General features: G+C 41.9%; 14 protein-coding genes and 1 pseudogene. 3 read left to right on the top strand and 12 right to left on the bottom strand.

Annotated elements, in window-relative coordinates; genetic code table 11:
- Nucleotides 1-5: 5 nt before the first annotated feature.
- Genes MUO15_RS19250 through MUO15_RS19240 form a run of 3 tightly spaced genes read right to left on the bottom strand, consistent with a single transcriptional unit; the run spans nt 6 to nt 2,320 of the window.
- On the bottom strand, nt 6-353 hold the full coding sequence (locus MUO15_RS19250) for a flagellar protein FliT (protein ID WP_245036099.1): 348 nt from the start codon (nt 351-353) through the stop codon (nt 6-8).
- 5 nt (nt 354-358) lie between these two features.
- Nucleotides 359-748 carry a flagellar export chaperone FliS gene (fliS, locus tag MUO15_RS19245; protein WP_245031879.1) on the bottom strand — a complete coding sequence of 130 codons (390 nt, stop codon included), beginning with the start codon at nt 746-748 and terminating at the stop codon, nt 359-361.
- Nucleotides 749-775: 27 nt separating this feature from the next.
- The gene (locus tag MUO15_RS19240) at nt 776-2,320 is read right to left on the bottom strand and encodes a flagellar hook-associated protein 2 (protein ID WP_245031877.1); all 1,545 of its coding nucleotides are present in this window, start codon (nt 2,318-2,320) and stop codon (nt 776-778) included.
- Nucleotides 2,321-2,611: 291 nt separating this feature from the next.
- On the opposite strand from MUO15_RS19240, the gene MUO15_RS19235 reads away from it, so the two are divergent.
- Genes MUO15_RS19235 through MUO15_RS19225 form a run of 3 tightly spaced genes read left to right on the top strand, consistent with a single transcriptional unit; the run spans nt 2,612 to nt 5,165 of the window.
- Nucleotides 2,612-3,409: an ABC transporter ATP-binding protein gene (locus MUO15_RS19235; RefSeq protein WP_245031875.1), complete on the top strand. Its 798-nt coding sequence runs from the start codon at nt 2,612-2,614 to the stop codon at nt 3,407-3,409.
- Nucleotides 3,387-4,148, top strand: coding sequence for an ABC transporter permease (locus MUO15_RS19230; protein WP_245031873.1), 762 nt, complete (start codon nt 3,387-3,389; stop codon nt 4,146-4,148). The genes MUO15_RS19235 and MUO15_RS19230 overlap by 23 nt, the downstream gene beginning before the upstream one ends.
- Nucleotides 4,149-4,166: 18 nt before the next feature.
- A complete protein-coding gene (locus MUO15_RS19225) occupies nt 4,167-5,165 on the top strand; it encodes an ABC transporter substrate-binding protein (protein ID WP_245031871.1) in 999 nt (332 codons plus the stop codon).
- Nucleotides 5,166-5,218: 53 nt separating this feature from the next.
- Here the strand turns inward: MUO15_RS19225 and MUO15_RS19220 are convergent, their stop codons facing one another.
- The 9 genes and pseudogenes from MUO15_RS19220 to flgK all read right to left on the bottom strand — a co-directional run bounded on the left by MUO15_RS19220 (nt 5,219) and on the right by flgK (nt 13,029).
- Nucleotides 5,219-6,799, bottom strand: coding sequence for a DUF4046 domain-containing protein (locus tag MUO15_RS19220; protein WP_245031868.1), 1,581 nt, complete (start codon nt 6,797-6,799; stop codon nt 5,219-5,221).
- Nucleotides 6,800-6,900: 101 nt separating this feature from the next.
- Nucleotides 6,901-6,999 (bottom strand): flagellin, encoded by a 99-nt coding sequence (locus MUO15_RS19215; RefSeq protein WP_396266363.1) that lies wholly within the window; start codon nt 6,997-6,999, stop codon nt 6,901-6,903.
- Between the two features lie 359 nt (nt 7,000-7,358).
- Entirely contained in the window at nt 7,359-8,654 is a 1,296-nt protein-coding gene (locus MUO15_RS21820) for a flagellin N-terminal helical domain-containing protein (RefSeq protein WP_305853255.1), read from the bottom strand.
- 288 nt (nt 8,655-8,942) lie between these two features.
- Nucleotides 8,943-9,149, bottom strand: a pseudogene (locus tag MUO15_RS19200) (flagellin N-terminal helical domain-containing protein); the annotation flags it as partial.
- Nucleotides 9,150-9,274: 125 nt separating this feature from the next.
- The gene (csrA, locus tag MUO15_RS19195; protein WP_245036097.1) at nt 9,275-9,502 is read right to left on the bottom strand and encodes a carbon storage regulator CsrA; all 228 of its coding nucleotides are present in this window, start codon (nt 9,500-9,502) and stop codon (nt 9,275-9,277) included.
- On the bottom strand, nt 9,489-9,941 hold the full coding sequence (gene fliW / locus MUO15_RS19190) for a flagellar assembly protein FliW (protein WP_245031866.1): 453 nt from the start codon (nt 9,939-9,941) through the stop codon (nt 9,489-9,491). The genes csrA and fliW overlap by 14 nt, the downstream gene beginning before the upstream one ends.
- A gap of 18 nt (nt 9,942-9,959) precedes the next feature.
- Nucleotides 9,960-10,511, bottom strand: a complete 552-nt coding sequence (locus MUO15_RS19185) for a DUF6470 family protein (RefSeq protein WP_245031864.1) — start codon at nt 10,509-10,511, stop codon at nt 9,960-9,962.
- Nucleotides 10,512-10,601: 90 nt separating this feature from the next.
- Nucleotides 10,602-11,477 (bottom strand): flagellar hook-associated protein FlgL, encoded by an 876-nt coding sequence (gene flgL / locus MUO15_RS19180; protein ID WP_245031862.1) that lies wholly within the window; start codon nt 11,475-11,477, stop codon nt 10,602-10,604.
- 10 nt (nt 11,478-11,487) lie between these two features.
- Nucleotides 11,488-13,029, bottom strand: a complete 1,542-nt coding sequence (gene flgK, locus MUO15_RS19175) for a flagellar hook-associated protein FlgK (protein WP_245031860.1) — start codon at nt 13,027-13,029, stop codon at nt 11,488-11,490.
- Nucleotides 13,030-13,039 lie beyond the last annotated feature (10 nt).

Here is a 13,039-nt window from a genome sequence, read left to right as displayed (position 1 = left end):
TCCTATTACTTTTTGTGGTCCATAAACATCCCATCATAAGTCGAAACACTTTGATAGGGATTTGTATAGCGCTGCTTGCTGGATTTCTGCTTTTTCATGTTGCGTAAATCCACCTTCAAATCGTTCAGCAAAAATTCAAGCTTTTGATTCATTGCCGGTTCTCTTTTGATAATTCTTTCGACAATCGCTTGCTCCTCTGATGTTTGCGGCTGCGGAAGACTTGTTAACAACTGTTCCCGCTGATCCAGAAGCTTGTCCACTTCTTCTAAAACCTTCGTACGGTTTTGATCTGTGACCCTTTGATGAATCATTTCATCAAGCTGTGCAGTAATCGATGCAAACTGTTCCCACATTGCCACTACGCATTCCCGCCTGTACCATGCTGGGCTCTTCTCGTTTGCAAAATAACTTCCTTCCACGTATCACGGAACTCAGTAACGAGTCCCTCTACTTCATCAAGAATCGCGCTATCGTTTTGACTATTCGCTTCCATCAGCCGACGGTTCATATAATCATAAAGGGGAAGGACCTCTTTGGATACAGCATAATCCTGATTCATCGTCAGCATTAGCTCTCGAATAATGGCCTGAGCTTTTTGGATCGAGGTGTTTTTTTGTTCGATGGAACCACTGCTTATCGCTTTCTTCGCTGAACGAATGAACTTGATACATCCATTGTATAACATAAGCGTCAGCTCTCCCGGAGAAGCTGTTTCTACTGAATTATTTTGGTAGGCTTGAATCGACATCTACCCGACACTCCTTTTGAAAAAATGTTAGCCAAAGTTTGACATCAAAAAGGCGGACTGAGAGTTTAATTGCTGAATGGCTTGTTCCATCTGGCCAAATTGTGACCAATAACGGTCCTCAATTTGAACAAGACGATCCTCAAACGCCTCCATCCGATCTTCCATATCTTCAAGTCTCCGGCCCAGCATGTACGTTTCTTCGGTACTCGTAGGTTTCCCGGCTTTACGCTCAATGGTTTGACGGGTGTCAGCGATCGTCTCTTCCAACTTGTCAATAATACCTTTACTTCCTGTTTCACTGTTTCCCGCAAATAACTCCTGGACAGCCCTTGGATCTTCCCTTAGAGCCTCTCGCAGCTCGTCCTCTGTAATCAAAAGCTTGCCGCCATCTAAATAGTCGGAACTTGTTTTAATCCCGATTTGCGACAACTGTGTAAATTCTCCACCAGTATCAATCGTGCTGTACCAATTGGAGCGCATTTCAAATAAGGCGTTCTGGATCGTAGAATCATTACGAAGCATCCCGCTTTTTGCTTTTTCTTCCCAAAGCTCAATCTCCCGCTCTTCCAGATCCTCTTTTTGTTTCTCAGTGAGAGGAGGAAAATCACGATACCGTTTCTCTGATACTTGTTCATTCAAACTTTCAATGACTTTATTATACTTGTCTACAAACTTCGTGATGTTCTCAACAGCACTGTCAATATTGTTCGATACATTTACATTGACTGCCGTCTCCATCACCGCATGAAAGTTAAAAGTGACACCGTTTAATGTATAATTATTATCATGAGTTGTAATCTCTAAAGAGCCGTTGTATTTGAATGTAGCATCCTGACCGCCTTTTTCATTCAACTTCCATGTCCCAGAAGAATTATCGCCATTTTTTATCCCTAAAGTATTAGAAAGAAATCCTGCAGTAGTACTATCAAAACCGATCTCGGCACCTAGAAACTTCGAATTGTCCGTATTGTAATTACCTGTTTGTGTACGTTCAATCATAACCTTGTCCGCACTACTGTCATAAAAGGCACGTAAGCCTAAGTCAGAATTACTAATCTCATCCAACACATCATTTAACGACTGCTCCATATCGATAGAGAACGTTTTTGTCGTAGGACCATCTTCTCCATAGGTTGTAATGGTAAAGTCACCCCCATCAAAACCATTAGCAAACTTACTTTCTTGCGAGGACAATGATGCTGTTGGATCAATTTGTTCACCCGCTTTCGAAAGCCTTGTCTCACTCAAATTATAAGCGGCTGTAGCCATCTGAGTGACCTGAACATTGTAATTCCCATCCCCAGCGCTTGAAGAAGCCTCCGCACTAATCGCTGCAGATGGCGAAGTAACCTCCTTCGATTGATAGGTTTTTGATAGATTCATATCAAGTGTCATACTATCTAACTCAAAAAGCTGCTTATTGACGTCACGATAAGCATCACGCTGCCATTCCGTCCACGTTTTATCTTGTTCCATTTTATTCAAAGGCTGGCGTTCTGCCCTCATTAAATCGTTCACAAGCTTATCAATATCCATCCCGGATGCCAAACCGCCTATCCGCATATCACTCATCTGTTCACCTTCTAATCTTTTTTTCTTTATATCGGCAATAGTTTAACAGAGTTGAATACATAATAGGAAAAAATCGCGTTAAGTTCGAATTATTCGGCATTTAGTCAGAATGATTCCAAATTAGGGAAGAATCTTTCTCCATTTCGAAAGAATCAAGCACGATTTGGGTAGAATCCGCTTGCTTTTGGTAAGAAAAACAATTGACACCACTGTCAACAAATCTGTATAATTTAATACAATGTTTAAAGCCGACTTTTTTTATAGGAATTATCGTAATAAGGAGGTAGTTCGTTGTTTTTACAAATGAATCATGTTGGAAAAACCTTTACCGATCAAGATCAGCAATCATCCTTTGAAGTTTTTTCCGATATTGACTTAAGTATAGCCGAAAACCAATTCGTATCCATTCTAGGCCCTTCAGGATGTGGGAAATCAACACTATTGTCCATGGTAGCAGGACTCGAGAAAGCCACTGAAGGTACCATCACCCTGCAAGAAAAAGAAATTATGCAAGCCGGACCCGACCGTGGCATGGTTTTCCAGCAGCCTTCCTTATTCCCCTGGCTCAATGTCCGCGACAACGTCACCTTCCCATTAAAGGGAACGATGAGTAAAAAAGAAGCCAACGACCGTGCCGATCACTTTTTAAAAATGGTTCACTTAAGCCGCTTCAAGCAGAATTTCACCTATGAACTCTCAGGTGGGATGCAACAACGTGTTGCCATTGCCCGGGCGCTCGCCATGGATCCTAAAGTATTGCTAATGGATGAACCATTTGGAGCACTCGATGAACAAACACGCCATATCCTGCATGATGAGTTAATAAAAATATGGCAAGAAACGCAAAAAACCATTCTTTTCGTTACACATAGCATCCAGGAAGCTATCAAACTATCAGACCGTGTCGTTGTTATGGGAACACGCCCTGGACGAATTATCGCCGATTTTACAATAGATATACCTAGACCAAGACAACGAGATCATCAGGAAGTCATCGAACTTGAGAAGAAGGTCATGGATTTACTTGAAGGCGAAATTAACAAAGTCTTAAAGGAAGAGCTATCAAATGAAATTGAATATAGTCGTTAAACGTGTACTATTTTTAGTCGCAGTCATCGGATTATGGCAGTTGATTTATTCAGCTGATGTGTTTGAAGATATTATTTTCCCATCACCAAATCAAGTCTGGACAGCACTTTATGAAGGATTCGCAAGTGGAGACTTCGTAAAAGCGTTAGGGGCAAGCTTTAAACATTTGCTTTTGGGCATGTCAATGGCGATCTTGTTTGGAACGATCGTAGGGGTTATTTTTGGCAAATCAAAGCAAGCAGATGAAACCGCCGGCATGTACTTAATTGCCCTGCAAAGTATCCCAAGTATCGTCTGGGTTCCATTAGCTATCATGCTATTTGGCTTCACAGAATTTGCCGTCATTTTCGTCGTCGTTTTAGGCGGAACCTTCGTCATGGCCTTAAACGTCCGATCAGCCATTCATAACGTCCCCCCTCACCTCGTAAAGGCAGCCAGGACGATGGGAACAAAAGGATTAGGCTTATTTTACCGCGTTGAAGTCCCAGCAAGCATTCCTTACTTCATGTCAGGGGTTCGACTCGCCTGGGCCTTCAGTTGGCGCGCCTTAATGGCCGGGGAATTACTCAGTAACGGACCAGGATTAGGCTACTCATTGAGATACGCGCAAGATTATGCCCGCATGGATCAAGTCATTGGCATTATTATTATAATCGGAGTGATTGGCGCCGTTGTCGATCAACTCGTATTTTCCAAATTAGAGAAAAACGTTATGAAACGTTGGGGTTTAGCCAAATAAAAGGAGGATGAAAGTTAGATGAAGAAATTCTTATCAATTTTCGTATTAATTACAATGAGTCTCGTATTAGCTGCCTGTGGAAGCAGCGAGCAAGAAGCAAGTGGAGATGGATCAAAGGAAATCACCATCGGGTACTTCCCGAACATTAACCACGTTGCCGGCATGGTAGCCGAAGAACAAGACCTCTATTCAGAAACGCTGCCAGACGGAACAAAAGTAAACTACAAATACTTCCCTGATGGCTCAGCATTCATGACAGCTGTCGAAACAGGCGAAGTGCAAGGCGGCCTCGTCGGACCAGGCCCAGCTATGAACCACTTTACAAGCGGAGCGAAAATTAACGTCGTAGCCGCAGGATCAACAGGTGGAACCGTGATTATGGCCAGAAAAGGCGCCAACATCGAAACACCCGAAGACTTAAAAGGAAAAACCTTCATCTCCCCACGCGTCGGCTGTACACACGACGTCCAGTTCGAAACGATGATGATGGAAGAATACGGCATTACCTCTGACCGCATTGATGGAACAATGAAACACGTCACAGGAAAACCAGCCACCTACCACAGCATGTTCAAAACAGGAAACGTTGACGCAGCTACAGTCCCTGAACCATGGGCTTCCGTTATCGAAGCACAAGGCAGCGGTGAAGTCCTCGTAGACACACCAGATGTTGCTTACGGCGAAACATTACCAGCAGCCGTGTTTGTAACATCACAAGACTTAGTCAAAAACAATCCAGACATGGTGCAAAGCATCGTTGACGCCCATAAAAAAGCAACAGAGTTTATCAAAGACAATCCAGAAGAAGCGAAAACCATCGCGATTGATAAGATTAAAGAGATCACTGATCAAGAGCTATCTAAATCAGTGATTGACAACGCGTGGGAACGCATCGATTTCACTTACGATATAGACGGAAAAGTATTGCAGGACTTTGCTAATTCTTCTTATGAGCTTGAGTTTTTGAAGGAGAAGCCTGATTTAGAGGGGTTAGTGGATACAAGTTTTATTCAATAGGAATGATGAAAGCCAGCCGGAAGCGGCTGGCTTTTGTTATTGACAAAGAGCTATTATAAACTCATGCCATTTTCTTGCAAAAGATCCTTAATTCCCACAAATCCTGCTCTTCTAAACACATTAGGCATTATAGCTATAAAAGTATAGTCTTTCAAAGTTTTATAGTATTTAATTTTTCTGTTGGCTTTTTCCGTGTAACCTCTATATTTATTACTTTGATACAATCCAAAATACTCCAAAATAAATGTCCTGGTACCTTGCTTAATTATCCAGTCCGGAATATATACTTCATTTTGCAAGAAATTATTAAAACGTTCCCCTTCTCTAATTATGTCACCACTCCCTAGGTTATCGACAAGAAAGTTATGAATCGTTAGTTCTTCCTTTGAATCACAAATCTGTCCGTCAGAGCCAATCATTAGTTCAAATTCTTCCGGTTTAAATTTATATTCAGGAAATGACTCCATAATCCAAAGGTAGTATTTACTATCATAATGGCGATCCACCAGACTAATAAATCTTGGAAAAAACTTTCTAAAATAAGCGTGGGTTAAGTGCGGGAGATCTTCTCTAAACATATTCCTTTTCTTACAAAAATTTCGCAGAGCCAATATGCGGTTTTCTCTACTATACCAGTACCTATTTGGCACTCTTTGAAAATCTGTAACATCAAACATGTTCGGATAGAATTTCATAATAATTTCTATAGGAGATCCATGGTGGACATCTAATAACCCAGATAATCCATTTTCCTTTAAAAACTTCTTTGTAACATACTGAGGGATTTTTTGGAGTGGTATGTTGTATTCTCGCAATAGCTCTTCAATCGCTTGTTTTCCATTGTCTACATTTTCCCAATAGCGATTTGGCTTTGTAAACATGGTTATATCGTACTGATCTGGAAACAGAGATAATATTAATTTTGAAGGAGAACCGTTGTGATGTTTTAATGCACCACTAAACCTATGCCTAATTAACATTTGTTGCGTCACTTTTTTAGGCGCTTCTTCAAATGGAATATGCTCTTTCTCCAGCATTTTAATAAAATGTCTACTTAACAATTCTTTATTCCTTCCGTATCCCTTAGGAACACTTCTAAAATCTGTATATGTAAATTCATTAGGATATATCGTATTAATTAATTTAAATGGGGAATCCCCCCACCTTTTTAGTGGGTTAGAAAATCCCCACTCTATTAGCCTTTCATAGGTGACAACTTCAGGTATATCCTTAAAATCATAACCATTTTCTGATATAAAATGCTCCAAACGCTTTTTAATATTATTCGTATTGCTCCAGTAATCAACAGGTACTCTTAGAAAGTCAAATTCATCGTATTGATTTGGATACACGAACATAATCAATTTTCGGATTGACTTAAAGCGATTAAGAGCACCCCAAAGCTTATACTCTCTAATTGTATGCCTGGTGATTTTAGGGATTTGCTCATTCGTTAGTTTTAATTTTACCTCTAATACAAAACGAACGATGATAATGCAATTTCTTTCCTTCTCCCATGTTCCTTTAGGTAAAGCTTTCATTTTCCCACTAAAAACCTCATTATAAATTTTTACTATTGGATCTCGCACTAAATTTTTATGGTCCATTTCCCGAAACTCATTTGTATAAATCATATTAGTCACCCTCTACTATTATACCCTTAAACACGAACGTGTGTTTTAATATTTCATAAAAAAAGAGACCCTAATTAATTAGGATCTCCTTTAAATGATTATTAACGAAGAAGTTGTAGAACTCCTTGTGGTTGTTGATTTGCTTTTGCAAGCATTGCTTGTGAAGCTTGTGCAAGGATACTTTGTTTTGTTTGGTTCATCATTTCTTTCGCCATCGTGCGAACATTTACTTTCATAAATGACTAGACTATATCTTCACCCTCTAATACTCTAGTAGGGGCCGGGCACTTCGGATCCACAATGTTGAACCTCATTGTCTCACCTATGGATTTCATCATCTTAGCCTTAGCTTTAGATGGTCTATCCTAGTCGTTGAACCTTCTCCACTCTTTCAAGACAGGAGCTTGGCTGCTGATTGCCCAATCTTTTCTTTTTTCACACCTTCACGCTTGTCGTTTCCAACTACGTTGTGGTAAGAAAAGTTCTAAGGGGTTTCCAGCAATTCACCCGATTGTATTCTCTAGCCGTTACCAGCTAGGACGACTGTGACTATTCCTGCCTATGCAGCAACTAGGTCATAATCAACGTCACGGATACGAGATTCAGCAGCTGTCAGGTTTTCTGAAGATGTACCTAAGTTATTGATTGTGTGATCTAAACGGTTTTGGTATGCACCAAGTTTAGAACGTTCACTTGATACACTTTCAATCGCTTCATCAAGTTTAGTAATTGCTGCTGAGGCACTCGCATGGCTCGAAACATCTAATGCAGCTTCTACTTTAGCATTGTTGGTGCCATCGGTTACAGTGTTACTGCTTGTAAACCCTGCCTCCCCTACATCACCAGTAATCCCGAGTGCACTTGCTCGCATATCACCAATGTCAAGGGTTAAACTTTGATTTTCGTTTGCACCTATTTGTAAATTAACGCCACCAGTTGTAGTTGATACCCCTGTATAAGAAACTGTGGTATCATCACCTGATGTTCCGTCTGCTGATGAAGTAAAAGTAACATCAGAACCTGAAACAAATAGAGACCCTTCAGCTACTGTTAGTCCGGCAACAGCGGCAGCAACTTGATCAGTTGATTTCTCATTAGTGTCAATTAAATTAGTCGCAGTTACACCTAAATCTGTAGCTGCTTCTGTAGCATCAGCATAAGTTCCAGATGTACTATCGTAAAAAGCAACATCTGTTGAACCAATTGTTAATTTGTCTCCTTCAGATGGAACTGTGCTAATAGTGAAAGTGTCGCTTGACTTCACTTCTGATACTGCTTCAGTACCACCAGTCATTGAGCCAGTATCAGTAGCCCCAACTGTACCCGATCCAGAAATGTTAAATTCATTATCTAAACTACCTGCAGCTAATGCAGCCGAGATCGCTGATTCACCCATTGTACTATCGGAGTCTAAAGTAATAGTTAGTGTGCCTCCAGAAACTGCAGCCCCAGGTGCAGCACCTGATGAACCTGCAATTTCAATATCTAAGTTTCCAGCTGCACCATCATAGGAGCCCCCTGAAGTAGCAGTTAGTGTAATGCCACTCGTACCAATTTCTCCAGAAGCTTGAACTGCCTCCACAGCATTTACACCACCTGTAGTATTAGCAGCTTCAGTGATATTTGTAGCAGAAGTTGTTGTAGCATCTTTATCGCCATTAATTAACTTTTGAGTGTTGAATTCAGTGGCATTACCAATACGATTAATTTCAGAAGTTAATTGGTTCATTTCTTTCTGAATTTCACCACGATCTTCAGTAGTATTAGTATCGTTGGCAGCCTGAGTAGCAAGCTCACGCATACGTTGAAGGATACTATGTGTTTCGTTAAGCGCACCTTCAGCAGTTTGAATCATAGAAATCAATTATGTTATCGCAGCGGCTGTTTATCCGCGGCTTCTTTATGTTTCCATAAAGTTCAGATCATATCTTCACCCTTATGCAGGGTGCCCCGCGCTCGTGGATGGGTTATTGGTACGGTTTCCTCACCACCTGATCGTTACACCTTCCTAATTACATATCACCGATTCATTAGGCTTGGCTCGGTATTGCCCACCATCCACCTATTAAGGTTGGTTTGGGGTTCCACCGAATTCACGGAGTTTTCATCTAAACATTACTGTCTAGAGCGGCATTTCTCGTTTACCGTCTTGTGCATTTGTTTGTGCTTGGTCTAAACCACGAATCTGACTACGCATTTTTTCAGAGATCGCTAGCCCTGCTGCATCATCTGACGCGTTGTTAATACGAAGACCTGAAGACAACTTTTCCATTGAACCAGACATTGCTTGGTTCGCTTGCCCTAACTGACGATACGTGTTAAGCGCTGCGATGTTGTGATTAATTCTCATTTTAATAATTCCTCCTTGAATAGGTCACCCCACGTCCTTGTGAGATGCTGTGTTGTTTACAAAACAAAAGCCGGCCGACTCTGTAATGTGGTACATTACTTATATCGGACGACTTCCACAGGAGTTTAATCTTTTTTTGAACTTTTTAACAGATCTAGTAGATTTTCAGAGAACGTAGCCGCTTCCGTATTTTCACTCTGAATCGCCGCATAAACTTCCTGTCTATGTATCTCCACATGCCTTGGTGCATCAATGCCCAGCTTCACCTGCCCGCCTTCAACAGAAACCACTTTCAATTCAATATCGTCACCAATTCGAATCGATTCCCCAGCTTTTCGATTAAGGACGAGCATGCTGTTCACCGCCTTCTTCCTGACTAAGAGAATGTCTAGTTTGATAGATTTCATCCGCTAGAATCAACTGCTTTGCTTTTCCATTATTCACGTTAACAATGATAGGAGCCTGCAGGTTGATGGTAGATTCTTTAAATGGCTCTCTTAAGGTTACAACACTATAAACCGCAACATCAACTGCCTTCCCAATATCTAAATCAAGTTGCATTTGTTTACCTAAATCAAATTCATATTCTTTGTAAAATAGGTAAGGACTCGCAACGATCAGGGAAACACCCGCTTCCTCACAAGATTGCAGAGCATAATAAACTCCAGTTTCATCAACAGGCAACAGCACAAAAGAACGGTAGCTTTCAAACCCCGGCAACCCCTGTTCAAAATGAATCAGTTCGTTCTCCTCTACCTCAACAACACCAAAATATTTCGTTTCAACTTTCATTTTCATCCATCCTTTGTATTACACTTCCCAATCAATTTGAATATTGGCGTATTGCCTCATATAAATATCAACATTTCCCGGCTGATAAGCAATCTCAGGTTCTCGGGGCTGCGCCTTAATAATCGGTTTCTGTGGTTCAACAGATATCTCCGCTTCCCCTGGCACATAGTTAAAATCAACTAAATCATAAGCTGGCCGGCCACCAGGCTGCATCGTAAATTCAAATCTAGCATTCTGCTTCGCATGAGCTGCAATTGGATTACCGCCGTCCTCAATTCTCATCAACTCATCACCCTCACGAGAAACACGGGCAATGCCTTCTAACCAAATCTGTCGTGCTTCCCCGACTAACTCTTCCGTTCGTACAAGCACATTTTTCAAATCAAGATTATGCCAGGCCTTCGTTTGATCAATCGTTAACTTCCCTGGACGCTGGCGAATGGTCATGTCCGCTTTCGGCTGCTGGATCGACAGTTCGGCTTTTTGCTGACGGATTGTTTGTTGCCCTTTTTGAACATTTATCCCAATTCTAGCCTCCGTTGTTTGAATTTGAACCTTAGGTACGGGCATTCCCATCCCTCCCTTATAAGATTGGCACGTCCTATGCCAACACCGAACGCCTTCACGTATAAAATGAGACTGCCCCTAGTAGAGACAGCCCTATCTTAGAAAGTCCATCAACGTAGGCTGGATAATTCGTGATCCAACTCCAAGCGCCGCACGATGAATACTTTCTTGCGTTTTTAAGTTCGTAATTACTTTTTCAATATCCGCATCTTCATTGTCTGACATCATCTTCGTTGCACTAACTTCCTGTGCATCAATCCGATCTTCAATCAACTCGACACGATTCATCCGTGCACCCAAGTCAGCTCGCTCATTAATAATGTCATTGATATGCTTATCAAACGTGTCCAAAAAATCGCTGAGCTCTTCATCATCGCCATCACCCTCTAAAGCATCGACAAACGCTTCAATATCGGTAAAAAGTTGTTGACCAAAAGCCGGCTCAGAATTGACATTCACCTGAATTTGAACCCCAGCAGAAACCTCAATGTTAACAGGCGTCGCCTCACTATCTACCGTGAAATCATTCAGATTAACAGGAGCTTCCGTTGTGTTCGCCCCGTTAAAAATATATTTGTCATTAACCTTCGTATTGGCAATCGTGCCTAAGTGCTCTTTCAACTGACGAATTTCTTTAGCAATATTTTCACGCTGACCGTCTTCATATGTACCATTACTCGCCTGAACGGTAAGCTCGCGAATCCGCTGCATCGCCTTTGTTGCTTTATCCAATGCTGCATCACTATTGTCCATCCAGTTATGAACTGTCCCAATATTGCGTTTATATTGCTGAACCTCTGTCAACTGTGAACGATAATTGATCCCTTTCATCGCTACAACCGGATCGTCCGAGGGCTGACTAATTTTCTTCCCTGTATAAAGCTGTTCTTGATATTTCCCTAACTGGCTATAGCTATGACTAAGGTTACGGAGCATATTATTCGTTAACATTCCTTGAGTTACGCGCATGACCACTCACCTACCTTCCCATTTGATTAATGATGCGATCAAGCATTTCATCAATAACGGTAATATTTCGAGCTGCTGCATTATAAGCATGCTGGAATTTAATCATATTCGTCATTTCTTCATCCAAAGAGACCGCGCTCACTGATTGACGCTGCTGATTGACAGACGCCTTCAAGGTCGCAGAGTTGCTTTCCATCCGGTAGGCTTCTTGTGCTTCTACTGCCATGGTCCCGATAATCGATTCATAAAAGGTACTGACTGACGTTTCTTCGCCTAATATAGCAGCAGGTTCATCCAACACATTCGCTAAATCAAGTGCATTCCCACCACTCCCGGCAAGTTCCGAATTGGCCGCAGCAATATGATCGGCGTCCTCTTTCACCGCATCTGTTACATCAAGCGAACCCGCAAGCCCGCGCACGACTCCCGCTTCATCCGTAGTGAGCGTATCATCTACAAAAAAGAAATTCGGCGGTTCTGACCCCTCTTCCATCGAATTCAATGACTCTCCGCCCTTTTGTACCGTATTAATCGCAGTTGCATAAGCGGTCGCCATTTTATCAAGGTCATAAACCATGTCCGCATATGTTCCTCTAGCATCATCCCCGGCCATATATCCACCAGATTCAACTAACCCTCTCAACTTGCCTTGTGAAAAATCTTCCACATCATAAGAGGTATCACCAACGGAAATCGACTCAGCTAGCGGCATCTCATCATCTGGATAGTTAACAGTTACCTCATTTACACTGTTCGTTGTACCATCAACAAGCGTGGCTGGAGGATCCAAAGCCTGACCATTATTCCCCACTAATGAAATCGTCGCTTTCCCCATGGCAAGCGGATCAGCAGAGCTAGGGGTATCCTCATAAGAAACATCAATCGTTACAATCCCTGAAAGCTGATCAACTAAACGGTCCCGCTCATCATACAAATCATTCGGCACATACCCATGCGGCTCTACTTCAGCGATTTGCTTATTCAAATTATTAATTTGATTCGACAATGAATTAATCTCTTTCGTCGTTACGCCCACTTCTGTTTTTATATCATTCTGCATTCTATGTAGTGTATTTGATAAATAATTGAACGTTCCAGCGACAGCCTGTCCTCGCTGAACCACAACATCACGAGCACCGGAATTTTGCGGATTAACGGACAAGTCCTGTAACGATTGCCAAAAACGATCCATCGTCTTAGCTAATCCACTGTCAGACGGCTCATTCATTAATGATTCCAACCTGCCAAACGCATCAGAACGCGCTTCATAGTAACCCGTTTTACTATTCTCACCGCGAAATTGATCATCCAGAAAACCGACACGCACCCGTTCAATCGAACCAGCCTGTACACCGCTCCCCATCTGCCCTGGAATCTCAGGACGATTCCGTGAAGCCGCCGGGAACGGACCCGTCTGTTCAAAATTAACGCGCTGGCGTGTATAGCCCGGTGTATTCGCATTTGAAATATTGTGCCCTGTTGTATATAAAGCCGCTTGCTGCGTAAATAAACCACGCTTGGCCACTTCTAAACCATGAAAGGTTGAAACCATATAAATTCTC

This window comes from Halobacillus amylolyticus (assembly GCF_022921115.1).
Taxonomy (GTDB): Bacteria; Bacillota; Bacilli; order Bacillales; family Halobacillaceae; genus Halobacillus_A; species Halobacillus_A amylolyticus.
This window is presented reverse-complemented; position numbering and strand designations above follow the sequence as displayed.